The 25283-nt window shown below is 41.1% G+C and carries 17 protein-coding genes, 2 tRNA genes, 3 rRNA genes, 1 pseudogene and 1 riboswitch; of the genes and pseudogenes, 7 read left to right on the forward strand and 16 right to left on the reverse strand.

The window, feature by feature from the left end:
* Positions 1-22: 22 nt before the first annotated feature.
* The 3 genes from ACZ8ZH_RS09370 to ACZ8ZH_RS09380 all read right to left on the reverse strand — a co-directional run bounded on the left by ACZ8ZH_RS09370 (position 23) and on the right by ACZ8ZH_RS09380 (position 3357).
* Positions 23-1453 carry a GGDEF domain-containing protein gene (locus ACZ8ZH_RS09370; protein WP_086210642.1) on the reverse strand — a complete coding sequence of 477 codons (1431 nt, stop codon included), beginning with the start codon at positions 1451-1453 and terminating at the stop codon, positions 23-25.
* A 239-nt stretch (positions 1454-1692) separates the two neighbouring features.
* Positions 1693-1920, reverse strand: a complete 228-nt coding sequence (locus ACZ8ZH_RS09375; RefSeq protein ID WP_119064031.1) for a hypothetical protein — start codon at positions 1918-1920, stop codon at positions 1693-1695.
* Positions 1921-2112: 192 nt separating this feature from the next.
* Positions 2113-3357, reverse strand: a complete 1245-nt coding sequence (locus ACZ8ZH_RS09380) for a D-amino acid dehydrogenase (RefSeq protein ID WP_119064033.1) — start codon at positions 3355-3357, stop codon at positions 2113-2115.
* A gap of 132 nt (positions 3358-3489) precedes the next feature.
* Positions 3490-3576: riboswitch (glycine riboswitch) on the reverse strand.
* 153 nt (positions 3577-3729) lie between these two features.
* On the opposite strand from ACZ8ZH_RS09380, the gene ACZ8ZH_RS09385 reads away from it, so the two are divergent.
* Entirely contained in the window at positions 3730-4509 is a 780-nt protein-coding gene (locus tag ACZ8ZH_RS09385) for a uracil-DNA glycosylase family protein (RefSeq protein WP_119064059.1), read from the forward strand.
* 222 nt (positions 4510-4731) lie between these two features.
* Here ACZ8ZH_RS09385 and aroC read toward each other — a convergent pair whose 3' ends face one another.
* From aroC to ACZ8ZH_RS09400, 3 genes are all read right to left on the reverse strand, one after another.
* Positions 4732-5823, reverse strand: a complete 1092-nt coding sequence (gene aroC / locus ACZ8ZH_RS09390; protein WP_119064035.1) for a chorismate synthase — start codon at positions 5821-5823, stop codon at positions 4732-4734.
* Positions 5824-5838: 15 nt separating this feature from the next.
* Positions 5839-6849: a 50S ribosomal protein L3 N(5)-glutamine methyltransferase gene (gene prmB / locus ACZ8ZH_RS09395; protein ID WP_086210661.1), complete on the reverse strand. Its 1011-nt coding sequence runs from the start codon at positions 6847-6849 to the stop codon at positions 5839-5841.
* A gap of 105 nt (positions 6850-6954) precedes the next feature.
* Positions 6955-7377, reverse strand: a complete 423-nt coding sequence (locus tag ACZ8ZH_RS09400; RefSeq protein ID WP_086210647.1) for a lysozyme inhibitor LprI family protein — start codon at positions 7375-7377, stop codon at positions 6955-6957.
* A gap of 192 nt (positions 7378-7569) precedes the next feature.
* Here ACZ8ZH_RS09400 and ACZ8ZH_RS09405 point away from each other — a divergent pair.
* The 4 genes and pseudogenes from ACZ8ZH_RS09405 to ACZ8ZH_RS09420 all read left to right on the forward strand — a co-directional run bounded on the left by ACZ8ZH_RS09405 (position 7570) and on the right by ACZ8ZH_RS09420 (position 12140).
* Positions 7570-7886, forward strand: a pseudogene (locus tag ACZ8ZH_RS09405) (hypothetical protein).
* Positions 7887-8030: 144 nt separating this feature from the next.
* A complete protein-coding gene (locus ACZ8ZH_RS09410; protein WP_470247660.1) occupies positions 8031-9416 on the forward strand; it encodes an ABC1 kinase family protein in 1386 nt (461 codons plus the stop codon).
* 211 nt (positions 9417-9627) lie between these two features.
* The gene (locus tag ACZ8ZH_RS09415) at positions 9628-10923 is read left to right on the forward strand and encodes an acyl-CoA dehydrogenase family protein (RefSeq protein WP_119064041.1); all 1296 of its coding nucleotides are present in this window, start codon (positions 9628-9630) and stop codon (positions 10921-10923) included.
* A 17-nt stretch (positions 10924-10940) separates the two neighbouring features.
* Positions 10941-12140, forward strand: a complete 1200-nt coding sequence (locus ACZ8ZH_RS09420; RefSeq protein WP_119064043.1) for an acyl-CoA dehydrogenase family protein — start codon at positions 10941-10943, stop codon at positions 12138-12140.
* A gap of 137 nt (positions 12141-12277) precedes the next feature.
* Here the strand turns inward: ACZ8ZH_RS09420 and ACZ8ZH_RS09425 are convergent, their stop codons facing one another.
* The gene (locus ACZ8ZH_RS09425) at positions 12278-13147 is read right to left on the reverse strand and encodes an IS982 family transposase (protein WP_470247930.1); all 870 of its coding nucleotides are present in this window, start codon (positions 13145-13147) and stop codon (positions 12278-12280) included.
* A gap of 312 nt (positions 13148-13459) precedes the next feature.
* On the opposite strand from ACZ8ZH_RS09425, the gene ACZ8ZH_RS09430 reads away from it, so the two are divergent.
* Positions 13460-14020 (forward strand): lytic transglycosylase domain-containing protein, encoded by a 561-nt coding sequence (locus tag ACZ8ZH_RS09430; RefSeq protein WP_086209182.1) that lies wholly within the window; start codon positions 13460-13462, stop codon positions 14018-14020.
* 194 nt (positions 14021-14214) lie between these two features.
* Here the strand turns inward: ACZ8ZH_RS09430 and rrf are convergent.
* The 9 genes from rrf to ftsY form a co-directional block, all read right to left on the reverse strand.
* Positions 14215-14329 (reverse strand): 5S ribosomal RNA (gene rrf / locus ACZ8ZH_RS09435).
* Between the two features lie 179 nt (positions 14330-14508).
* Positions 14509-17402: ribosomal RNA gene (locus ACZ8ZH_RS09440) — 23S ribosomal RNA — on the reverse strand.
* A gap of 429 nt (positions 17403-17831) precedes the next feature.
* A tRNA-Ala gene (locus ACZ8ZH_RS09445) sits at positions 17832-17907 on the reverse strand.
* A gap of 68 nt (positions 17908-17975) precedes the next feature.
* Positions 17976-18052: transfer RNA gene (locus ACZ8ZH_RS09450), tRNA-Ile, on the reverse strand.
* Between the two features lie 61 nt (positions 18053-18113).
* Positions 18114-19647 (reverse strand): 16S ribosomal RNA (locus ACZ8ZH_RS09455).
* The 16S, 23S and 5S rRNA genes sit together here with 2 tRNA genes alongside, the layout of an rRNA operon.
* Before the next feature lie 431 nt (positions 19648-20078).
* Positions 20079-20741 (reverse strand): DUF2057 family protein, encoded by a 663-nt coding sequence (locus ACZ8ZH_RS09460; RefSeq protein ID WP_119065064.1) that lies wholly within the window; start codon positions 20739-20741, stop codon positions 20079-20081.
* A gap of 211 nt (positions 20742-20952) precedes the next feature.
* A complete protein-coding gene (locus tag ACZ8ZH_RS09465; RefSeq protein WP_110975736.1) occupies positions 20953-21546 on the reverse strand; it encodes a nitroreductase family protein in 594 nt (197 codons plus the stop codon).
* A 178-nt stretch (positions 21547-21724) separates the two neighbouring features.
* Positions 21725-22411, reverse strand: coding sequence for a nitroreductase family protein (locus tag ACZ8ZH_RS09470; protein ID WP_110975737.1), 687 nt, complete (start codon positions 22409-22411; stop codon positions 21725-21727).
* A 194-nt stretch (positions 22412-22605) separates the two neighbouring features.
* Positions 22606-23712 carry a signal recognition particle-docking protein FtsY gene (gene ftsY, locus ACZ8ZH_RS09475; protein ID WP_470247661.1) on the reverse strand — a complete coding sequence of 369 codons (1107 nt, stop codon included), beginning with the start codon at positions 23710-23712 and terminating at the stop codon, positions 22606-22608.
* A gap of 190 nt (positions 23713-23902) precedes the next feature.
* Between ftsY and ACZ8ZH_RS09480 the strand changes: the two genes are divergently transcribed.
* Positions 23903-25282, forward strand: coding sequence for a M16 family metallopeptidase (locus ACZ8ZH_RS09480; protein WP_086209198.1), 1380 nt, complete (start codon positions 23903-23905; stop codon positions 25280-25282).
* Position 25283: the final 1 nt, after the last annotated feature.

A 25283-nucleotide genomic window follows, 5' to 3' on the forward strand; every position in this document is an offset into this window, starting at 1 on the left:
TCTAGTTTTACCTGCTTTTAGATTAAGAGGCAATACGTACTTGGTTCCGCCCTAATGTTTTCGCTTGGTAAAGCGCCCGATCTGCCTGATTTAAAATACTCTGTAGACTATTTTGCGTTGGTAGCACCTGATGCACTACGCCTAAGCTCACGGTCATATTTAAAACTGCATGCGCCACTTGAGTCTTGGACAACGCTACGGCACGACAAATACGCTCTGCAATCATTTCTGCTTCAACTAAGTTCGTATTCTTCAACACCACAACAAACTCTTCTCCCCCCATACGTGCAAATAGATCTTGTTCACGCAAATTACTTTTGACCGTGGCTGCAAAGCTTTGTAGCAAAACATCTCCTATATAATGCCCATATTGATCATTCATTTTTTTAAAATGATCAATATCAAGCATAATAATCGTAAGCGATTTGAATTGATTTTGTTTTAGTAGATTCTCAGTTTCTGTAAAGAAAAAACGACGATTAGCCACATGAGTTAAAGGATCATGATTGGCAAGATATAAGACTTCCTTATATAAAGCATGCCGATTTCGGCTTACGATACATAATAGCAAAGGCGCAATCATCAGCATGCACAGACCAATTCTTACGGACATTGACGTTGCCAAAAAATTATCTGCAGTTCGTGAAATATAATAGGTTGTTAAACTATGATATAGCACCAAGCAGACCGTACTATTAATTACACTGACGTAAAATAAATTATAACTCAAGGCCGCCCAAATCAACCCTGCTAAAGGAAAAAGTAAAGCGCCTGGACCAAAGAAAATATGTGTACAAGCCACAGAAACAATAACAGAAAATAGTGGCAATAAATCTATAAACTTTGTCTCACACTGCCTCCGATTTTTCCAAATATTGGTGAACTTTTTCCCAGTCGGGAACGTAAGCATCAATGGTAAAATGGAGATACAATTTAAGACTTCACCCGTCCACCAAATATAAAACTCAGACCAAGAGTCATCTGCCGTCATAAATGTATGTGGCATATGTGGAACAACGGTCACAGCAAAAATCGCACTAAAGAAACAGCCAATAAATATACAGACTAAAAATAAATAGAGAAAATTTAATCCTTTATTATCAGAACGATAATCTATTTGTAAATATTGAATAAAAAACAGAGAGACACTGACTGTAATAAAATTGGCAACAGTTAATGCTAAAGTTAGTTCAAAATGGTTTCCCGTTACCAAGTCCGCAGACATATAACCAATAAAAGCGCCTATCCATCCCCCCAGATTTCTTAACTGAGGAAATCTTAAAAACAAGCCGATGAGTACAGCATTGGCGGGCCAAAAATAAGCAAAATATGCAATCGGTCGTGTCAGTATTCCAAGCAAACAACAGACAAAAATGACCAAAGCAATCAATGCACATGCGCGGCCATGCTGTTTAAAGTTAAATGGTACTTCTGTTAGCTTTCCTGCGTACAAAATATTCCCTCATGTTTACATGAGTTTAGCAACATCATGTTTTTTTATTGTCCTTTAGACTTCAAATACTCATTGAATAGAAGTCATTTTGCATTGACAATATTTACTAAACAAACTGTATAGATTGTTAGGTGGCGTTTCAATATTATTTTTTATTTATGCTCTAAATTTATATCATTTGTAAAAAAAGTTGCCCATTTAAAAAAGCCTCCAAATCAGGAGGCTTTTCTATAGTGAGCTTATTTTGCTTCAGAAGCAGCTACTGGCACTGACGCACCTGCCTCCTCAGACTCTAAAGGTGCAGCATCAATCATGTCAGGGCTCACCTCAATATTGGTTACTGGTGTTTCGGTTGGTGAACTTTCCACTGCTGTTTGTTCAGCTTCTTGTTTTTTATCGCTACATGCCGCAAGCGACAGCATCGTTGCAGAAGCTAAAACCACCAAAGCCATTTTCATGTTAATCATTATTCACCTTCGAATTAGTCATCAATTACCTGAAACCATACTACGTATTTTGATCCAGTTTAAAGTATTAGTTTGTGAGCAATCTTTTGAAATTAAGGCAGAATTATAACATCATTAAAGCAAAATGATAAAAACAAGTCCGACTTGAGTTTGTTTTTATCATTTCTCATATAACCCAATACAACCTTTGGCTTAAACAGGATAAGCTGTGGCAACCTCTTGGCTAATCATGGCTGCTGTCACTGCAGATAAAGTCCACCCTAAGTGCCCATGTCCTGTATTAAAAAAGACACGTTCTAATTTACCACGGCGCACTACAGGCATCATATTCGGCATCATCGGTCGAAGGCCCGCCCAAGGTACCGCATGCTCTGTCGAGACTTTAAAATTACGATTAGTCCAGTCCACCAAAGGCTGAATACGATCCGCTCGAATATCACGGTTATAGCCATTAAACTCAGCTGTTCCCGCTACACGGAATCTGTCTTTACCTAAACGTGAAGTGACGATTTTTGCACTTTCATCCAGCAAGCTTACCCATGGTGCATTTTGCTGACTCTCTTCGTCATTCAACATAACGGTAATCGAATAACCCTTCACTGGATAGACATTGACACGTTCTTGGACTAACTCTGCCAGTTGGTAACTGCCTACACCAGCACAAACCACAACAGCATCGGCAGCCAAAATCTCAACATCATTCGGTGCCAATTCTACATTTTCAGAACTCGGTTGTAATTTCACCTCAACACCCGTCGATAGATGTTGAATATCCGTTACATCCATCCCAAAACGGTATTTTACACCTAATCTTTGGGTGACTTCTGCCAAACCTGTGGTGTACTTATGAATATCACCCGTGGCATCACCTTCACAGTAGAATCCTGCATAATAGTCACCAGTCAGGGTCGGCTCAATTTGCTTAATTTCTTCATTGCTTACACCGCAACGTTCAAGCCCACCTTTATTCAACATATCATTGACGCGAATAGCAACGTCATAGTCTTGTTTATTATGATAAAAATGTAAAATTCCACGCTTCTCTAAGTTAAAGTCAATTGACTCTTTTTCAGCAACTTCAAATAAGCGCTGACGAGCCAATAGAGCTAAGCGGACCGTTTCGTGGGTATTGGTCTCATAATGTTTAATATTGCCTAGAAATTCCATCAACCATGCATATTTATGCACACTAAAAGATGGATTCAGCAACAACGGCGCAGATTTTTGAGACATCCATTTCATGCCTTTCAGCACTGTCGATTTTTGGTTCCAAACTTCAGCATTGCATGCAGACAGTTGTCCACCATTTGCAAAAGAAGTTTCCATGGCTGGAAATAAATGACGGTCAACAACGGTCACTTGATAGCCAAGTAAACTTAATTCATACGCAGTTGTGACGCCTGTAATTCCAGCACCAATGACAACGACATGACACATAGACACCTCCTTTTTATTGTTTGATGTCAAACCCCATCTGTCATGTGTACCTGAGAGCTTCGATCTAAAACTTCCCATGAAGCTTTAAACCATCCCCTTCGGTGAGTGATTGAACACTTCTCTCCAGAGTTTTTCATTATTACAGTCCTTTTGCCTGAGAGTTTCCGGGGTCGTTGCTCCTTCGGCGAATGCAGAACATTTCTCTCCTGCAATAATGCTTATTATTCTATGAGCAATTTATATACCATGTAATCATTAAATTTAAAACTACTCTCAAAGTATTATATTGTCGTTTATTACGATCCACATTGATCCAATATGATAATGAACTTTGCACTATAATGGATAAATTCCTGCTTTATGCTCCAAAATATGACTCTTCCAAATGCTCAATTTTCAGACTATAAAACAGTTATTCAACAGCATAGTCTTCAGAAATTATTCAGCTCTAATTTACTTCGAATAACTACATTTGATTCACTCCAGAGCTTTTATGCACCTTTTGATACCATCAATCCTCATGCCAAAATCGTGCTCGTGGGGATAGCGCCAGGACAACTACAATGGCGAAATGCTGTGACAGCTTGTAAGGATGCACTACAACAAGGTTATTCTGATAGTGAAGCACTTAGTATTGCCAAAGCAACTGGTGCATTTAGTGGTCCACTTCGGCAAAACCTGATTAAAATTTTGGATCATGTTGGTTTGCATGAAAAACTTCGCATTGAAACGACCGCTGAGCTTTTTTTACAGCAACAGCATTTGGTACAACACAGCTCACTACTCAGGCAGTGCATATTGAATAATGGCAAGAATTACACAGGAACATCACCGAATATGCTTAGAAATGCTTTTTTGAGACAGCATGTAGAGCACTATTTTATTCCCCAAATTCAAAATCTACCCGATGCGTTGTATATCCCTTTGGGCCAAAGTGTGATTGAAGTTTTAAATTATTTATCTAGCTTAGGCTATTTAAGCCAAAACCAAATTTTAGATGGTTTTCCCCATCCTTCTGGCGCAAATGCAGAAAGGATTCAATACTTTTTAAACTTAAAAACCAAGGATCAACTGTCCAACAAAACTAATCCTGAGAAAATTGATCAAGCGAAACAACAGTTAATTGAAAAATTAGAAAGACTCGAACTCTAAATTTGCTTACTCAGTAAGACCAAATGAAGGTTAATCAAAGGTTGTCCTACATTGGCACTTAATAAGTAAGATGCCGTTTTCTGAGTATCGTGATAACCATAACGTGCTTAATATGCCAACAGCTCTTTTCTTACATTTAAGATTAGCTTTCATACGCAAATAAAAAAAGTCAGACCGAAGTCTGACTTTAATGTCTATTCCCTTAAATAGGAAGAGAATTCTCTAGTATTCAATCGGCGCAAATGGTGCAATGACATCCGCATTTTGTGCACGATGGCGCATAAAGTGATCCATTAAAACAATCGCAAGCATTGCCTCTGCAATCGGAGCCGCACGTACACCCACACAAGGGTCATGACGACCTTTGGTTAATACGTCAGTATCTTCACGATTAATATTGATCGTTTTACCTGGTGTAGTAATAGATGCTGTTGGTTTAAGCGCAATTGCAACACGAATGGTTTGACCACTCGAAATACCACCCAAAATGCCACCGGCATGGTTCGCGAGGAAGCCATCTGTGGTTAACTCATCTCGGCTCTCATGTCCGAACTGACCAGCAACGGCAAAACCATCACCAATCTCAACCCCTTTGACAGCATTAATGGACATCATGGCATGGGCAATGTCAGCATCTAGACGGTCAAAAACAGGCTCACCCCAACCTACAGGTACTTTTTCAGCCAAAATTTCAAGCTTTGCGCCACAACTGGTACCTTGTTCACGCAATGAAGTCACCAGTGCTTCAAAACGCGGTACGGCATCGACATCACCGCAGAAAAAAGGATTATTGGGTACTTCATTCCAATCCAATTTTTCAGCAACTTCAGTTCCAATTTGGGTCACATGACCACGAATTAAAACACCAAACTTTTCGGCCAAATATTTTTTCGCAATCGCGCCCGCAGCCACACGCATAGCCGTTTCACGCGCACTCGAACGACCACCGCCACGGTAATCACGGAAACCGTACTTTTGTGTATAAGTATAGTCTGCATGTCCCGGACGGAAGCTTTGTGCAATGTTACCGTAATCTTTGGATTTTTGATCGGTGTTACGGATCAATAAACCAATTGGTGTACCTGTTGTTTTACCTTCAAACACACCTGAAATAATTTCAACTTCATCAGGTTCTTTGCGCTGCGTGGCAAATTTCGAGGTGCCCGGCTTACGACGGTCTAAATCTTTTTGCAAATCGTCTGCTGTAAGCTCAAGACCCGGTGGAACACCATCCACAATCGCCATTAAGCCTACACCATGAGATTCACCACAAGTCGTTACACGGAAGAGTTGCCCTATACTATTACCTGCCATGTCCAACGACTCCTTTTATGCTTGAACAGATTGAATGAATAAATCACGGAATTGACGGCACTGAGCTGCAGTCAATGCAAAGATTCCTGTACCGCCTTTTTGGAACTGTAACCAGTAAAAATCAACGGTATTAAAGTTTTGGCGCATTGCCCATTCAGAATTACCCACTTCAATCACAATGAGACCATCTTCAGTTAAGTAATCTGGTGCTTGAGCTAACATTTTACGAACCAAATCCAAGCCATCTTGACCCGCTGCCAGTGCCAATTCTGGTTCATGGTGAAATTCTTCTGGTAAGTCTGCCATGTCTTCAGCATCCACATAAGGCGGATTAGACACGATGAGATCATATTGATTTTCAGCAGGAATTTTGGCAAACAAGTCAGACTCAAGTAAAGCCACTTGATATTGTTTGTCGTGGTGTTCTGAGTTAATTTGAGCCACTTCTAAAGCTTCTTTAGAAATATCAGTTGCATCCACTTCAGCATCTGGGTAGGCATAAGCTAAAGCAATCGCGATACAACCTGAACCCGTACACATATCTAAAATACGTTGTGGTGTTTTTGGATTTGGATTTTCTGGCAAGTTATTGACTGCCTCACCCATTTGGCCATTTTCACCTAAGCAATAAGGTGAAAAACGGTTTTGAATCAATTCTGCAATCGGTGAACGCGGAATCAGTACACGCTCGTCGACATAATATGGTTTGCCATCAAAATATGCCAAATTAAGCAAATACGAAGTCGGTACTTTTTCATTAATACGACGTTCTAATAAACTTAAAACTTCTGCTTTTTCACTTGGCAGTAACTTTGAATCTAAGATTTCAGCATCTGCATTCCAATCTAAAGATAAAGTCTGTAACACCAACGCTGAGCTTTCAGCAAAATAGTCTTCTGTACCTTGACCTAAATGTGCATCGTATTGACGTAATGCTGTCACTCCAAAACGGATAAAATCACGAATTGTACTTAAGTTTTCAGCGGCTTCCTGTATATGTTCAGGGCTAATAGTCGGGCGATCCACTAAAGGCGTCTCCAAGGTCATTGTAAAAACGCCTTATGATACCCTGTTTTTCTATGATTTATAATGTTTTGATGCACAGCAAACACATTTTCATACGCTTTGCACTTATTTGCTTATACTGCCTGTACGTGCTTCGTACATATCTGCACGGGTTTGTGTCATTTGCATCAGACATGAAATCCGCTGAACTTCAGTCTTTTCATTTTTCACAATGGGTTTGTTATTACAAATTTGATCACGCTGCTCAAGCCATTGCTGATGAGATTGTTTAACCAAAGCTTGCTCATTAGTAGGGGTTTTGTCTAAATATATTTTGAACACTTTTTTTAAGCGTTTTTTTTGTACTTTATATTCTTTACTCATGCATGTATCAATCTCACTCAATACATTACCCGTTTGTTTCATACATATTTCATATTCTTTACTTGGACCCATCGCAAAGGCTGAACCACCGCACAATCCCATTACAAGGAGTAGACCTAATATCTGTTTCAATTCCATTCCCCAAAACAAATGTTCTTTAATCATTTTTTAATCTAATCATTCACAACATCTACGCGTTGCAGCGCTTTAATATAACATCCTATTTTGTATGAACATACTAAACACTTATAAAATTTCCACATCCTTACTTTTACATGAAGTCACAGGCTTTACATTGAAATCAGATCAAATGGCTTTATTATGAAATGAATTATTTTGCTGATTACGTCCCAATCTATGAGTTATAAACACAATAATCTAATGGCGATGCGTGAGCGTTATTGGAATGACACTGAAAATAACCACGTCGACATTGAAAAAGCTTTTTTCAAAACCTACTACAACAACAAGGTATCTTTGACTGCGCGACCGTTGAAGATGCAAAATATTTCTTTTTTAGTCTACCAAGCATCATTATTGTTAAAGGTTATGCACACGGTTTTATGCACCAACCTGTGCAAGAAATGATTCTACAACACATTCAAACGCATAAAAATGAACTGATTCAGAAGAACAAACTTAAAATCCAATTTCGCATGAAAACCTCAGGTTGAGCTATTTTTAAGTACTTATCTGACACTTATAAGCTTTTTTAACTCGCTATTCAGCAAGTTGAACTTTTTTAATACGTGAATACACGATATTATCCGTTACAATCTTAAGTGCTGCCCTTGCTGATGAAAGGATTTTACTGAATTATGTCAGATCACAACGATAAGCTTAAACAACTGAAAACCTCCTCTATGGATCGTCGTTTATCGATTGCCAAAGCTTCGTTGCTTGCTGGAACACGTTGGGCAGCTTCTAGCGCAACGTCTATGTTTTCTAGTGAAGAAGAAAAAGAAAAAAAACGCAAAAAAGCCATGAAAGAACAAGCCGATTATTTGGTATCTGAAATTGGCAAGCTTAAAGGTTCCATCGTCAAAATTGGCCAAATGATGGCACTATATGGTGAACATTTTTTACCAGAAGAAATCACACAAGCGTTAAATACTCTAAACAATCAAACAGTCGCTTTAGCATGGCCTGCGATTAAACAGCAATTACACAGCCAATTGGGTTCTAAACTGGATGATTTAACCATCGACCACGAACCTTTAGGCACTGCATCACTTGCACAAGTGCACCGCGCAACACGTAAGTCTGATGGTTTAGAGGTGGTATTAAAAATTCAATACCCAGGCGTTGCTGAAGCCATTGACTCAGACATGAGCCTATTCAAAAATATGCTTAAACTGACACGCATGGTGCCGCAAACACGTGAGTTCGATCAATGGTTCGACGAAGTCCGTGAAATGATGCACCGTGAAGTGAATTATAAAATTGAGGCTGCAACTACACGCCGCTTTGCTGCTCGCTTAAAAGAAGACCCACGCTACATCGTGCCACAAATTATTGATGACTATTGCACAGACCAAGTGTTATGCATGACCTTTGAACGTGGTGTGCCGATTAACAGCCCCGTCATGCTGTCTCTACCGCAAGAACGTCGCAACAAACTTGGTGAAGCATCACTTGAAATTGCGGTACGCGAGATTTTTGAATGGGGTGAAATGCAGACCGATCCGAACTTTGGTAACTATCTGGTTCGCTTAGGTAATGGCAATGACATCTTGGATAAAATCGTTCTGCTTGACTTTGGTGCAATTCGACAGTTTGATGAACACTTACTCGGTGTTGCACGCAAGCTCATTCATGCTGGATTTAACCACAATAGTGAAGAAATGGTTCAAGCAATGACAGGCTATGAATTTTTCGAATCTATCCCTCAAAGCATTAAACCGGATATGGCTAAAGTCTTTTTACTTGCAACTGAAGCATTCAGCAGTCCTAGTAACAATCCTGACTTACCTACTGGTGTTATGGATCAAAACTTTGCTTATGACTGGAAAGCTAGCCAACTTCATAGCCGTGTCATGCAACAAGCGTCTAAGTCGATGGCGTCTCGCTATTTCAGTGTTCCACCCAAAGAATTTATGTTTATCAGCCGTAAATTCATCGGTGCTTATACCTTTATGACCGTGATTGAAGCGAAAACCAATGTTCGCGCAATGGTTGAAAAAGTTCATCTAAAAGCTGCATGACCAAAATGACGCAATGTCATTTTGGTCAATTAGTCAATAAATTTAATTTCCAACGATTTAATAAAAAAGTTTAAAAACAAATCATTAGAAGAATTTAAAACACACCATCTACCGTTTATCTTTGACAATACATCATGTCAGCGATGACATAGTCATTCATGTTCCGCTATGTCAGCATAAAAATACAGAATAATTCTGCTGGATGAAAATAATGACAAATATGGTAAATAAAGCGCAGGGATTTGGCTTATCACTGATCACAAAGATAGCAAGTAGCGACGTACTTGACCAATTAAAACTTAGAAAGTTTGTAGAAAAATCACTTTATCAAGGCTCAAAAGCAAGCTTTAAAACCCTATCAAAAACACAAAAAGCTTTTAAAGCCAATACAGGTCTGCATAAACAGCGGCTTAATAATCAAGAAAAGTCATTATTTGATCTGAACTATTCAGAAGATCAGCAAATGACCATCGACACCATGTCTCAATTCGCTGCAGATGTACTTTACCCATTAGCCGCCAGTGCCGATCAAAATGAAACTTTTCCAACAGAACTTTGGCAATATATCGAAGACCTAGGTCTAAACTTTTATGCTTTGCCTGAAGCACTCGGCGGTGTTGCATCTGAAAAAAATATTCTGAGTAATATACTTATTGCGGAGCATTTGGCCAAAGGTGATTTTAGTTTAGCTGCGGGTATGCTCTCTACCTTTAGCGTGATTAATGCCATTACACAATGGGGTTCTGAGCAAGTACAAGCTTTATATTTGAACAGTTTTGCGCAAGACGTTAGCATTCGCGCTAGCTTTGCAATTCAAGAAGCTAAGCCTGCTTTTAATCCTTACCAGTTAAAAACCAAAGCCATTTCACGTGATGGCCAGTATCTTATTCAAGGCGAAAAGACACTGGTGCTATTGGCTGAAACTGCAGATATTTTCCTTGTCAGTGCCGAACTTAATGGTCAAGCTGAAGTTTTTATTCTCAGACGTGATGAAAGTATTCAGTTTAAAAAATCACCTGCCATGGGGCTCAAAGCCATAGAAACAGCAAATTTAATTTTTAATCAAACCCCTGCTTTACGCTTAGGTGATGAAGACTTCAACTACACTGCATTTTTAGACCTCGGCAATTTAATGTGGTGTGCAATGGCGGTTGGCACATGTGAAGCAGTCAAAAAATATTGTATTGAATATGCCAATGAACGCACCGCCTTTGGTGAACCCATTTCTCACCGTCAAAGTGTTGCTTTTATGATTGCCGATATGTCCATCGAAATTGATGCCATGCGTATGCTTATCCTAAATGCAGCAAGTCTAGCTGAATCTGGGCAGACATTTCACCGTGAAGCCTATTTAGCACGTTTACTTTGCGCCGAAAAAGCCATGAAAATTGGCACTGATGGTGTACAGATTTTAGGTGGGCACGGATTCACCAAAGAACACCCTGTCGAACGTTGGTATCGTGATTTACGTGCAACAGCAATTGTTCACTCTGGTCTACATGCATAATAAAAAGGAAAACTGGCATGAATTTACAAAACCCTAAAAAATTTAAATTGCTGATTGATCAAGCCCACCAAGTGGCCATCAATGTACTTCGCCCTATCTCCCGAAAATACGATAAAGCTGAACATAGCTATCCTAAAGAACTGGATATGTTGGCATCCTTAGTCGATGGTATGAATGAAGGTGGTGAAGGTATGAACGCAGGGGCCGCTGTCGGCAAGCGGGGTACCAATGAACAAGGCAATAAAAATGGAGTGAATCTCTCTACCGCATTAAGTGTCATTGAAATGTGCTATGGAGATACCGCTTTACTTCTATCAATACCTCGTCAAGGGCTGGGAAATTCAGCAATAGCCGCTGTTGCCAATGAAGAGCAGTTGGAGCGCTTCAAAAACACATGGGCGGCCATGGCAATCACTGAACCAAACTGTGGCTCGGACTCTGCTGCTATTCGCACCACTGCAACACAAGATGGCGATGATTACATCTTAAATGGTGAAAAGATCTTCGTGACTTCTGGTGATCGTGCCGATGCCATCGTTGTTTGGGCAACACTGGATAAAAAGTTAGGGCGTTCAGCGATCAAATCTTTTGTGATTCCTAAAGGAACAGCTGGCATGACGGTAGAACGCTTAGAGCATAAGCTAGGAATTAAAGCATCTGACACCGCAGTTATTCGTTTTATTGACTGCCGTGTATCTGCAAGCAATTTACTTGGCAATGCTGAAATAGATGCAACTAAAGGCTTTGCTGGTGTGATGGAAACTTTTGATAATACCCGTCCACTCGTTGCAGCAATGGCTATAGGCTGTGCCAAGGCCTCACTAGAACGCATTAAAGAGATTTTTAGCGATTATTTTGATCCTCAATACATAACGCCATACTTACAGACGACTCATATTGAGAGTCAAATTTATCGTATGGAAGCCGAATGGGAAGCGGCACGCTTACTGACCTTAAAAGCCGCATGGATGGCAGATAACAAAAAACCGAACTCAAAAGAAGCCTCTATCTCAAAAGCTAAAGCTGGCCGGATCTGTAATGAAATTACGCTCAAGTGCGTCGAACTTGCAGCAACAGTCGGCTATAACGAAGATGAGCTTTTAGAAAAATGGGCAAGAGATTCTAAAATTCTAGATATTTTTGAAGGAACTCAGCAAATTCAGCAACTCATTATCGCGCGCCGTGAACTAGGCAAGTCATCCAGTGAGTTAAAATAATTCAATATTAATAAGGCGATAACTAAAACTATCGCCTTTCATCCAAAAGCGTTTAGGTAAAATATTAGCTCATCTAAGGTTGTTCCCCCCTTAGACACAAATGAACTGAAATTATGATTACTTAACCCGAATCTTGTTTAAGCCAATGATTCCATAGATTGAATTGTTGGCTTATTTCGATGGGTTAATTGATAGGCACATAAAGAGGCATAAATACCAGCTAAATAGCTTTCAACACTTCTAGCGTTACTTGTTACCAAATTATATTTCCCTTTGAGTAAACTAAATAACGTTTCTATTTTGTTGCGCTGCTTTAGGTAATATTCATCTTCTTTTGACAATTGAACTGCCTGCATGTTTTTACGATGATATGTAGTTAAATCAATATCTTGTTCTTTAAGCCTAGCTTTCAGTTCATGACTAATATAGCCACGATCAGCATAAAGCTTTGCTTTTAATCCTTCTACCAACTGTTTAACCATTTTGATATCCGCTGTATGTCCATTAGATAAAACTGAGTTCGCAATCTCACCTGATTGATTCATCAGTAAATGTAGCTTACAACCAAAGAACCATCCCATTGAGCTTTTACCACGCGTTGCAATTGATGATATGGATTTATGTCGCTGAATACGCTGATTTTTACAGACTGGCAAAGTAGTTGAATCAATCCATAAATACGAACTTTGATCATCTTTCATCACAGCGAAATGCAAGGCATGTAAAGCGAGTTGATGTGTATTCACTAAATGAATCATGCGCTGATAACAGGGTAAACTTTTAAATAAATGGCTTTTGTCTTGTTTCAACGATGAGAAAAATGCTTTGAAGTTATTAAAATGAGAACATTTATACCAAATCGCAATGAAGATGATTTCTGAAATATTCAGTTGAGCGGTTCGAATTCTTAGACAATGGTTACATTCTTTAAGAAATTTCCAGTAAGTCGCTTCAAATTTTAAGAAGAAATCATCAATTACACAAAATAATTCTGTACTATCGAACATAAGGACTAGAGTTGTGAGTTTGGTGTGGTAACTCAACTGATAGCTCTAGTCCTCTTCTATTTCAAGCCTATTTACTATCCATGATTCGGGTTACTTAGGCTATTTAAATACAATCTATTTGTATCTATCTTTCATGTCATGGAATCATGCTAAGAGCATTAGAAATCAGCGTGTTTGCCTAACATCGAAAATATCGCTTAAATAAAAGGCAAATTTAACAAATCCATAAAAGAGCATCTCTCACACTGGGTTGACTGCGCTTTACCTGATGAATATGATCATTTCAAATGCTAAAACCAACGGATATGCAGCTTGTTGAATTTTCAAAGATCCCTCCCCACATCTCAAATTAGAACCAAATCTGTTTTAATTTTAACAACAGCTTTAATATTTACAGGCTGTTCATCGCTCGGTGGTGGTTCTGTTGAAAAGCGTTCAGCAAAATTAGCCAATGGTATTCAAAAGGCATATGCTGTTGAAGCAACTACAGCACAGCGTGTTGCGCCAATGATTGTGCAAAGTGCTGATCGTTATAATGTCGATCCATTGTTAATTGCGGCTGTTATAAGACAAGAGTCTAGTTACCGTAATTATGCTATTTCCCCTGCTGGTGCTATTGGCTTAACACAAGTTATCCCACGCTATTGGCAACAAACTTGCCCTGGCGATTTATTTGAAGAAGTTAATAATATTAATTGTGGCACGTACATTCTCTCCAACTACAACCAAAAAGCAGAAAGTTGGCCCAAAGCTTTGGCTTATTATAATGTCGGTCCAACAGGCTACCATTCAAGCTGGAAGATGAAACGCCAAGGAAAAAAATATGCTAAACAAGTGAAAGAGCATCAAAAAAGCCTAAAAGGAGCCTTATAAGTTTTTCAAACATTGATCTTTGAATTGAGACACATGGAGATTCATTAACTTTTGAATAATCCTTTTAGATCATGCATGAATATAAATTTTTTATACTATATGGTTTCTGATCTCTTCTTCTTTCCTCTATATTTCGCTAACCGCATAATAAAAAAAGCCCCCTAACAATTAAGTTAGGGGGCTTTTGAATAATGAGCTGGCGATGACTTACTCTCACATGGCAAACGCCACACTACCATCAGCGCTAAGAGGTTTCACTTCTGAGTTCGGGAAGGGATCAGGTGGTTCACTCTTGCTATTGTCGCCAGCACAACTGTTTATGACTATTCGTTTGGTCTTATTTACACATTGTGTATGCCTAACTTTCATCAAATGAGTTATTAACAGAACATCTGAGTTAATTTAATTTGCACATTGTACTTAGCTTTATAACTAAATCAAGGTATTTGCAGTGATTTGAACCACAACACCAACTGTTTGGGTGTTGTATAGTCAAGCCTCACGAGCAATTAGTATTGGTCAGCTTCACATATCACTATGCTTCCACATCCAACCTATCAACGTCGTAGTCTTCAACGGCTCTTTAGAGGACATAAAGTCCTAGGGAAATCTTATCTTGAGGTAGGCTTCCCGCTTAGATGCTTTCAGCGGTTATCCCTTCCGAACATAGCTACCCGGCGATGCGACTGGCGTCACAACCGGTACACCAGAGGTTCGTCCACTCTGGTCCTCTCGTACTAGGAGCAGATCCTCTCAAATTTCCAACGCCCACGGTAGATAGGGACCGAACTGTCTCACGACGTTCTAAACCCAGCTCGCGTACCTCTTTAAATGGCGAACAGCCATACCCTTGGGACCTGCTTCAGCCCCAGGATGAGATGAGCCGACATCGAGGTGCCAAACACCGCCGTCGATATGAACTCTTGGGCGGTATCAGCCTGTTATCCCCAGAGTACCTTTTATCCGTTGAGCGATGGCCCTTCCATACAGAACCACCGGATCACTAAGACCTACTTTCGTACCTGCTCGACTTGTGGGTCTCGCAGTTAAGCGCGCTTTTGCCTTTATACTCTACGCGTGATTTCCGACCACGCTGAGCGCACCTTCGTACTCCTCCGTTACTCTTTAGGAGGAGACCGCCCCAGTCAAACTACCCACCAGACATGGTCCTCGTCCCGGATTACGGGACAGAGTTAGAACCTCAATATTACCAGGGTGGTATTTCAAGATTGGCTCCACCGAAACTAGCGTCTCGGTTTCAAAGCCTCCCACCTATCCTACACAAGTAAGATCAAAGTTCAATGTCAAGCTGCAGTAAAGGTTCACGGGGTCTTTCCGTCTAGCCGCGGGTACACCGCATCTTCACGGCGAATTCGATTTCACTGAGCCTCTGCTGGAGACAGCGCCCCCATCATTATGCCATTCGTGCAGGTCGGAACTTACCCGACAAGGAATTTCGCTACCTTAGGACCGTTATAGTTACGGCCGCCGTTTACTGGGGCTTCGATCAAGAGCTTCGCTTACGCTAACCCCATCAATTAACCTTCCAGCACCGGGCAGGCATCACACCCTATACGTCCACTTTCGTGTTTGCAGAGTGCTATGTTTTTAATAAACAGTTGCAGGGGCCTGGTTTCTGTGGCTGCCAATAGCTCAAGGAGTAAATCCTATCACCGTCGGCAGCGTACCTTCTCCCGAAGTTACGGTACCATTTTGCCTAGTTCCTTCAGCAGAGTTCTCTCAAGCGCTTTGGTCTACTCGACCTGACCACCTGTGTCGGTTTCGGGTACGATTCCTATGTAACTGAAGCTTAGAGACTTTTCCTGGAAGCATGGTATCAGCCACTTCACTGTACAAGTACAGCTTGCTATCAGTTCTCAGCATAGAGTACCCCGGATTTGCCTAAGATACATGCCTACAACCTTCCACCTGGACAACCAACGCCAGGCTGACTTAACCTTCTCCGTCCTCTCATCGCATTACATAGAAGTATTGGAATATTAACCAATTTCCCATCGACTACGCCTCTCGGCCTCGCCTTAGGGGTCGACTCACCCAGCCCCGATTAACGTTGGACTGGAACCCTTGGTCTTTCAGCGAACGGGTTTTTCACCCGTTTTGTCGTTACTCACGTCAGCATTCGCACTTCTGATACCTCCAGCATACTTCTCAATACACCTTCATCGGCTTACAGAACGCTCCCCTACCACTTGCAATAAATTGCAAATCCGCAGCTTCGGCATATAGTTTTAGCCCCGTTACATCTTCCGCGCAGGCCGACTCGACTAGTGAGCTATTACGCTTTCTTTAAAGGGTGGCTGCTTCTAAGCCAACCTCCTAGCTGTCTATGCCTTCCCACATCGTTTCCCACTTAACTATAATTTTGGGGCCTTAGCTGGCGGTCTGGATTGTTTTCCTCTTGACTACGGACGTTAGCACCCGCAGTCTGTCTCCCGGATAGTACTCATTGGTATTCGGAGTTTGCATCGGTTTGGTAAGTCGGGATGACCCCCTAGCCGAAACAGTGCTCTACCCCCAATGGTATTCGTCCGAGGCGCTACCTAAATAGCTTTCGGGGAGAACCAGCTATCACCGAGTTTGATTAGCCTTTCACCCCTATCCACAAGTCATCCCCTGGCTTTTCAACGACAGTGGGTTCGGTCCTCCAGTTAGTGTTACCCAACCTTCAACCTGCTCATGGATAGATCACCCGGTTTCGGGTCTACACCCAGCAACTAAACGCCCTATTAAGACTCGATTTCTCTACGGCTCCCCTATGCGGTTAACCTCGCTACTGAATGTAAGTCGCTGACCCATTATACAAAAGGTACGCAGTCACCGAACATGTCGGCTCCCACTGCTTGTATGCATGCGGTTTCAGGATCTATTTCACTCCCCTCACAGGGGTTCTTTTCGCCTTTCCCTCACGGTACTGGTTCACTATCGGTCAGTCAGGAGTATTTAGCCTTGGAGGATGGTCCCCCCATATTCAGACAAGGTTTCACGTGCCCCGCCCTACTCGACATCATCATATAAGCCCTTTCGTGTACAGGACTATCACCCACTATGGTTGCACTTCCCAGAGCATTCCACTAAAACTTATATGACTTAATGGGCTTTTCCCCGTTCGCTCGCCGCTACTGAGGGAATCTCAATTGATTTCTTTTCCTAAGGGTACTGAGATGTTTCACTTCCCCTCGTTCGCCTCGTATGACTATGTATTCATCATACGATACCTGCCTTATGACAGGTGGGTTTCCCCATTCAGAAATCTCCGGATCACAGGATATTTGCCGCCTCCCCGGAGCTTATCGCAGGCTATTACGTCTTTCTTCGCCTCTGACTGCCAAGGCATCCACCACATGCACTTAATTACTTGACTATACAACCCCAAACAGTCGCTAATCCCTACAAGTAGGATATTGCGTCGCGAACTTAATCGCTACAGTTGGAGCCTTGTAGATTTAACTACGTACAGCTTCAATTCAATTCACATACCAAAACGCTTGATTCAGTTAATTTCGCTAGTAACTCATTTCTTCAATCTTCACCATCCAGTAATAAATCACTGTTAATGTCGATCTTAAAAACGAGTATGAACAAATTATTTCAACTCAAATATATTCTGTTAATGATTTTTCCAGCCTTCGTCAGGTCAGGAAACTGCGATAAATCACAGAAGTTAATAAGCTATTTGCTTACTAAGGTTCTGTAATCTTTAGCTCTAAGCTTCGTTCTATGTGTGCCTGCGCACAGCATAGCTGTTTGCTTAAATTCTCGGACAAAGCGTTGCTTTTTTTCCCCTCAAATTTGGTGGAGACTAGGAGAGTCGAACTCCTGACCTCCTGCGTGCAAAGCAGGCGCTCTACCAACTAAGCTAAGTCCCCAGCTTATCAATAAGTCAATGTCTCTGTTTTTCTGTATTCAGCATTTAACAATGCTTGTTAGTCAGATTTGGTGGGTCTGACAAGACTTGAACTTGTGACCCCACGCTTATCAAGCGTGTGCTCTAACCAACTGAGCTACAGACCCTCAGATACATCGTCATGAAGAACAACTTGTTGTGGATTCTTACCAATCGTCAATCTTTCGTTAAGGAGGTGATCCAGCCGCAGGTTCCCCTACGGCTACCTTGTTACGACTTCACCCCAGTCATCGGCCACACCGTGGTAAGCGTCCTCCTTGCGGTTAGACTACCTACTTCTGGTGCAACAAACTCCCATGGTGTGACGGGCGGTGTGTACAAGGCCCGGGAACGTATTCACCGCGGCATTCTGATCCGCGATTACTAGCGATTCCGACTTCATGGAGGCGAGTTGCAGACTCCAATCCGGACTACGATCGGCTTTTTGAGATTAGCATCCTATCGCTAGGTAGCAACCCTTTGTACCGACCATTGTAGCACGTGTGTAGCCCTGGTCGTAAGGGCCATGATGACTTGACGTCGTCCCCGCCTTCCTCCAGTTTGTCACTGGCAGTATCCTTAAAGTTCCCACCCGAAGTGCTGGCAAATAAGGAAAAGGGTTGCGCTCGTTGCGGGACTTAACCCAACATCTCACGACACGAGCTGACGACAGCCATGCAGCACCTGTATGTAAGTTCCCGAAGGCACCAATCCATCTCTGGAAAGTTCTTACTATGTCAAGACCAGGTAAGGTTCTTCGCGTTGCATCGAATTAAACCACATGCTCCACCGCTTGTGCGGGCCCCCGTCAATTCATTTGAGTTTTAGTCTTGCGACCGTACTCCCCAGGCGGTCTACTTATCGCGTTAGCTGCGCCACTAAAGCCTCAAAGGCCCCAACGGCTAGTAGACATCGTTTACGGCATGGACTACCAGGGTATCTAATCCTGTTTGCTCCCCATGCTTTCGTACCTCAGCGTCAGTATTAGGCCAGATGGCTGCCTTCGCCATCGGTATTCCTCCAGATCTCTACGCATTTCACCGCTACACCTGGAATTCTACCATCCTCTCCCATACTCTAGCTTCCCAGTATCGAATGCAATTCCCAAGTTAAGCTCGGGGATTTCACATCCGACTTAAAAAGCCGCCTACGCACGCTTTACGCCCAGTAAATCCGATTAACGCTCGCACCCTCTGTATTACCGCGGCTGCTGGCACAGAGTTAGCCGGTGCTTATTCTGCGAGTAACGTCCACTATCCAAGAGTATTAATCTCGGTAGCCTCCTCCTCGCTTAAAGTGCTTTACAACCAAAAGGCCTTCTTCACACACGCGGCATGGCTGGATCAGGGTTCCCCCCATTGTCCAATATTCCCCACTGCTGCCTCCCGTAGGAGTCTGGGCCGTGTCTCAGTCCCAGTGTGGCGGATCATCCTCTCAGACCCGCTACAGATCGTCGCCTTGGTAGGCCTTTACCCCACCAACTAGCTAATCCGACTTAGGCTCATCTATTAGCGCAAGGTCCGAAGATCCCCTGCTTTCCCCCTTAGGGCGTATGCGGTATTAGCATCCCTTTCGAAATGTTGTCCCCCACTAATAGGCAGATTCCTAAGCATTACTCACCCGTCCGCCGCTAGGTTAGGTAGCAAGCTACCCCCCGCTCGACTTGCATGTGTTAAGCCTGCCGCCAGCGTTCAATCTGAGCCATGATCAAACTCTTCAGTTAAAATCATTTAGTGACTTAAGGTCACAATTCTGGCTCATCAATTTTCTGACTAAAAATTCGCTCAAATAAACTTCGAGTAATTTCTACCATCAATCAATGAAATATTTTCGATCGATCAATCAGTAAAAATCCACACAAGTTGTTCTTCATAATCTCTTAATGATCTTCTCAATGATTCGTCACCATTAAGACCTCCGCCCCAAGTTATTCACTACATTGCGTTGGTGTGTTGCGTATTCTATATAGTTTTATTTGTAACGCAAGCACATTTATATAAATATTTCAGAAAAACCACCTGACTGGTTATTTTTAAATCAAAATATCTATTTTAGATTAAATTATAGCCAATATCTGCAGTTTATCCACTATATAAATGCGCTATCTAAATAATAAAAACAGCTAATGCTGTTTTTTATTATTTAGTGAGTAGATTATTGTGCTTGTTCAGCTAACCAAGTCATAAACGCTTGGCGTTCAGATTTCGATGCACTTTTCCAAGTATTAATTAATTGCTGAGCATTGTTAGCATTTGGCAGATCTTTTGGTTTCACTACTTCAGCTTTTCCTACCACTGCTTGTGACGTATATATCGGTGCAGGCTGCGCAATCGTAGTTGCTTTTTGAGTGAGATCGGTTGACGCATCATTAAATAAATTTTTCAGAATGCCAGAGCTTTGCGTTTTACTGCCTTTTTGTTCGACCAATAATTGATTCTTGGCATCATATAAACCAAAAACGGGCTGTTTAGCATATGCCTTTGCATCATCATGGTTTTGTGGCGGATTGAGTAAAGCTAAACGATAGGTCTGCTGATCTTGTAGAATTGGAGTTTTAATATTCACCACACCAGAGCGAACAATATCATGCGAACCAATGCCAGGATGCTCTTCAAAGAACTGGATATAACGAACACTGATAATATTTTCGCCTGCATCAATACTATATGTACTGTCTGAACTAAATAAACGACTCTTGACCTCTTGCCCATTTAAACCTTCAATTTTAATTTCTTCAGGTGCGGTAATAGTTACTGCTGAAAATGCGGAAGTACTCAACATCAATACTACTGTTGCAAGGGTTGCACGTAAGGTCATTTTTACACTCTATCCGTTGTTTATTAAAGTTTAGTTGCACTATGCAGTGTATAAATGACAATTTTATGACAATTTCTGAGCCTAGAACCAACCTACAACTACAATATATATTGCTAAGCTTTTATATTTTAAAGATAAATAACCAAACAAAAAAAGAGCAGATCTACTCTGCTCTTTTTCATTTGAAAATCTAAGTTTTAAAAACTAGCTATTAATTAAATGTTTTAAAGCGATCCGCTTCCGCCATAAATGTTTTCTCACCCGCAGGTGCTTCAATAGAACCAAAAACAAGTTGTGCACGCAATTTCCAATTACTAGGAATTTCAAAAAGCTCCGCGATTTCAGCATCTACAATTGGGTTGTAGTGCTGCAATGACGCACCAATATTGCGTTCAGATAAAGCTGTCCATACAGCAAACTGAGCAATTGCAGAGGAATGTTCAGACCAAACGGGGAAGTTATCTGCATAAAGTGCAAACTGTTCTTGTAATGATTTTACAACATCCTGATCTTCATAAAATAAAACCGTGCCATAGCCTGCTGAAAAACTATCAAGCTTTTTATTTGTCGCCTCAAACGCAGCTTCAGGAACAATTTTACGTAAAGTTTCACGTACGATATTCCAAAACTGTAAATGCGACTCACCAAATAAAGTCACAATACGGGAAGTCTGTGAGTTAAATGCCGATGGACTGTGATTTACAGCTTCCTTAATGAGTGACTCGATATTTGCTGGTGTTAAATCAACATTTTTACCAATTGCATAAATAGTGCGACGCTGTTTGATTTGGTCTAAAAATGACATGTTATTTTCCTCAATGATCTCTCGATCTCGTTATATGTGATTCGTATTTATCATAATCATTATTTTAAATTTGAACATGCTTAATTGAGCGACATAGTGTCTTAAAAATAGAACAATCTTAATTCGCTCATGACTTAAAACATAAATACTCGATGAGCTCAATCTCACCGCCAATTCACTAAGCATAAATCATAAAGCGTTCTTCATCTTTATGCTGTTCTTTTTCAGCGGGTTTTTCCTCTATCGAACCAAAGACCAATTGCGCACGTAACAGCCAATGTTTTGGAATCTCAAAAACTTTTAAAATGTCAGCGTCAATACTCGGGTTATAATGTTGTAATGACGCACCCAAACCCGCATCTGCTAAACATGTCCATACAGCATATTGGGCCATACCTGAAACTTGCTCAGACCAAACTGGAAATTCTGCCGCATCAAAAGGAATTTTCTTTTGTAACTGTTGGATGATCTGCTGATCTTCATAAAATAGAACTGTACCAAATCCTGCCGAGCATTGATCAACCTTCAGTTCTGCACCAGCAAAAATATGCGCAGGGACTAACTTGCGTTGCACTTCTTTTACGACATTCCAAAAGTGATGATGCGCATCGCCCATTAAAATCACAATACAAGTACTTTGTGAATTATGTGCCGAAGGACAACTTCGCACGGCCTCTTGGATCAATTCAGCTAAATACACCTGACTTAAATGTACACGCTTCCCTAAAACATAAATACTACGGCGCTTTTTTAGTTGATCGATAAATGTGGTTTGTTTTAGGTCTTCTTCGTGATTTTTTTTAAATTTTAAGTCTTTGGTTAAATCCTTTGTTAGAACTTGTCCAATTTTATGTAATAAAGCCATACCGTGTTCCCCAAAATGTACAGTGATGCCTATTGTGTTAGGCGTTAGTGTAATCGCAGGAGAATTACTTATATTTACTATGTGATTCCTAAATGTTTGTTTTTAAAACAAACAAATTGAATAAAAAAATAAACTCCGCATTTAGCGGAGTTTATGTGACTGATCTAACACTTTAAAAATAGTGTTGTTCAAGCTTATTTCTCTGTTTCAAACAAAGCAGCAACAAAGGATTTTGCAGAGAAAGGGCGTAAGTCGTCAATTTTCTCACCCACGCCAATGAAACGAATTGGAACATGCGTACGACTGGCAATATTAAACAGCACACCGCCTTTCGCAGTGCCGTCGAGTTTGGTAATCGTTAGACCTGTCAAACCAACCGCCTCATCAAACATTTCTACTTGATTAATCGCATTTTGACCTGTTCCTGCATCAACCACCAACATAACTTCATGTGGCGCAGTTGCATCAATTTTTTGCATGACACGTTTTACTTTGGTCAACTCTTGCATGAGATGACCTTTGTTATGTAAACGGCCTGCGGTATCTGCAATTAAAACATCAACACCTTTGGCACGTGCACTTTCAAACGCATCGAAAATTACAGAAGCACTGTCAGCACCATGACCTTGTGCAACTACGGCAATATTATTGCGCTCGCCCCAAATTTGAAGCTGCTCAGTCGCCGCCGCACGGAAAGTATCCCCCGCAGCAAGCATCACTTTTTTGCCTTCACCTTGTAAACGCTTTGCCAATTTACCAATAGTTGTGGTTTTACCTACACCGTTTACACCCACCACCAAAATCACATAAGGCGTTTTGTTTGGGTCAATATGCAAAGGTTTAACACGCGGCGCGAGTAACGCTACCAGCTCTTCTTGAAGTGCTTTATACAATGAATGCGAATAAATCAAATCACCACGTGCAGTACGTTCAGTTAAGTTGGTAATGATGGTTTTCGTTGCATCAACACCAATGTCTGCAACTAAAAGTTGCTCTTCAACTTCTTCAAGCAGTTCATCATCAATCTCCTTACCTCCGATCAAAATATTGACCATACCATCAGCAAGGTTTTTACGGGTTTTGGTTAACCCTTCTTTCATACGGCTAAATAAACCGCCTTTTGCAGACGCCTCTGCTTCTTCTGAGCTTGTTTCAGCAACCACAACTGGACTAACAACTGTTTGCTCTTTTGTTTCAACGATTGGCACATTGACCACAGGTAAACTTGGTAATGTGACATCGTCATCCCCGATATCAGCATCAATCAAAAATTTGTTCTGCTCATTAGATTGCTGTTGCATGCCGAATCCTTGAAAAGCACTGCGTTAAAAAAGACGGATTCTACCATAAAAGATGGGCTTTCGCTTAGTAACAATACTTTATGTAAACACTTAACAAATCAATACTTCTGGTGCTTGATCTACTTCGCATTTTTCTTAAGAATGGTTATTTATTGAAATGCTTTCACTTCAACCTGAGCCCCAATTTTATATGCATCACTTATTAGTCACGCATTCTTATAAAAAAAATTTAGTTGCACTGGGTTTAACTCTACTTTGTTTACCTATAACAAGCTATGCACAAATACGTAGTGAGCTTACTCGCAGCAGTTTTGAAACTACTTTAAGCAATGGCTTACAGGTGATTATCCGTGAAGATCACCGCTCCCCAATGGTCATGACCCAAATTTGGTACAAAGTCGGTAGCACTGATGAGTCAGGAAATACAACAGGTATCTCTCATGTACTAGAACATATGATGTTTAAAGGAACATCTAAAGTACCGAACGACGAATTCAGTCGCTTGAGTCGTATCTATGGTGGCAGTGTCAATGCGGCCACATTTACCAACTACACCAATTACTATCAGCTTTATCCAAAAACATACTTCCCCATGGCTTTAGAGCTAGAAGCCGATCGCATGAACAATCTTCTGCTACGCCAACAAGACTTTGACCCTGAAATTAAAGTAGTGATGGAAGAACGACGCCTACGTACCGATGACAACCCACGTTCACTCGCGTTCGAACGTTTCAAATGGATTTCTTACCCAACTAGCCATTATCGTCAACCCGTCATCGGACACATGAAACACTTGCAAAATATCACTCTAGATGATGTTAAACAGTGGTATCAAAAATGGTATAGCCCCAATAATGCGATCTTGGTGATTGTGGGTGATGTCAATGCAGAATCCGCCCTTAGACAAGTTCAAAAATACTTTGGCGATATCAAAAGTCAGCCTACACCTGTACGCAATGATGTGACTGAGTTTGAAAACATTGGCTACCGTCACATGGAACAGTATAGCAATGTTGAAGTGCCCAATTTATATATGGCTTGGAATGTCAAATCGCTTGCAACAACAACCAATTCAGAAGACGTTTACGCACTCACACTCATTCGCAGCTTATTAGATAGCGGAGTCAGTTCCAGGTTGCAACAGCGCCTTGTTCGTGACAAAAAGCTGGCTACCGCACTCAGCGTGAGCTATGACGCCTATAACCGTGGTGACAGTTTATTCACCATCTCAGCACTACCTGTAAATGGCGTAACACTGCCCGAACTACAAAAAGCCATAGAGCAAGAAATTGACCTACTCAAAACAGAACTTGTTAATCCTAAAGAATTAGAACGTATTAGCACACGCTTTGTTGCCAATCTTATTTATGGCCAAGATGACATAGTCGGGCAAGCCAAACTGATCGGAAATTTAGCGGTAAACGGTATTGATTACCGCATAATGGATCAACTTCCACAGCGTTATGAGGCCATCACGCCAGAAGACATTCAACGAGTCAGCCAAACGTCTTTTATAAAAAATAACTTAAGCACCTTATACCTCCAACCAGAAACTCAGGCAGAAAAATGAT

It is taken from the genome of Acinetobacter sp. SW-226, from assembly GCF_055632855.1.

What these genes read in the sequence shown, in the direction of transcription:
- aroC (WP_119064035.1), bottom strand. Translation starts at nt 5,823, where the DNA reads ATGGCAGGTAATAGTATAGGGCAACTCTTCCGTGTAACGACTTGTGGT.
- ACZ8ZH_RS09425 (WP_470247930.1), bottom strand. Translation starts at nt 13,147, where the DNA reads ATGTTCGATAGTACAGAATTATTTTGTGTAATTGATGATTTCTTCTTA.
- ACZ8ZH_RS09415 (WP_119064041.1), top strand. Translation starts at nt 9,628, where the DNA reads ATGACAAATATGGTAAATAAAGCGCAGGGATTTGGCTTATCACTGATC.
- ACZ8ZH_RS09400 (WP_086210647.1), bottom strand. Translation starts at nt 7,377, where the DNA reads ATGATTAAAGAACATTTGTTTTGGGGAATGGAATTGAAACAGATATTA.
- ftsY (WP_470247661.1), bottom strand. Translation starts at nt 23,712, where the DNA reads ATGCAACAGCAATCTAATGAGCAGAACAAATTTTTGATTGATGCTGAT.
- ACZ8ZH_RS09420 (WP_119064043.1), top strand. Translation starts at nt 10,941, where the DNA reads ATGAATTTACAAAACCCTAAAAAATTTAAATTGCTGATTGATCAAGCC.
- ACZ8ZH_RS09480 (WP_086209198.1), top strand. Translation starts at nt 23,903, where the DNA reads ATGCATCACTTATTAGTCACGCATTCTTATAAAAAAAATTTAGTTGCA.
- ACZ8ZH_RS09460 (WP_119065064.1), bottom strand. Translation starts at nt 20,741, where the DNA reads ATGACCTTACGTGCAACCCTTGCAACAGTAGTATTGATGTTGAGTACT.
- ACZ8ZH_RS09385 (WP_119064059.1), top strand. Translation starts at nt 3,730, where the DNA reads ATGACTCTTCCAAATGCTCAATTTTCAGACTATAAAACAGTTATTCAA.
- ACZ8ZH_RS09375 (WP_119064031.1), bottom strand. Translation starts at nt 1,920, where the DNA reads ATGATTAACATGAAAATGGCTTTGGTGGTTTTAGCTTCTGCAACGATG.
- ACZ8ZH_RS09465 (WP_110975736.1), bottom strand. Translation starts at nt 21,546, where the DNA reads ATGTCATTTTTAGACCAAATCAAACAGCGTCGCACTATTTATGCAATT.
- ACZ8ZH_RS09380 (WP_119064033.1), bottom strand. Translation starts at nt 3,357, where the DNA reads ATGTGTCATGTCGTTGTCATTGGTGCTGGAATTACAGGCGTCACAACT.
- ACZ8ZH_RS09470 (WP_110975737.1), bottom strand. Translation starts at nt 22,411, where the DNA reads ATGGCTTTATTACATAAAATTGGACAAGTTCTAACAAAGGATTTAACC.
- ACZ8ZH_RS09410 (WP_470247660.1), top strand. Translation starts at nt 8,031, where the DNA reads ATGTCAGATCACAACGATAAGCTTAAACAACTGAAAACCTCCTCTATG.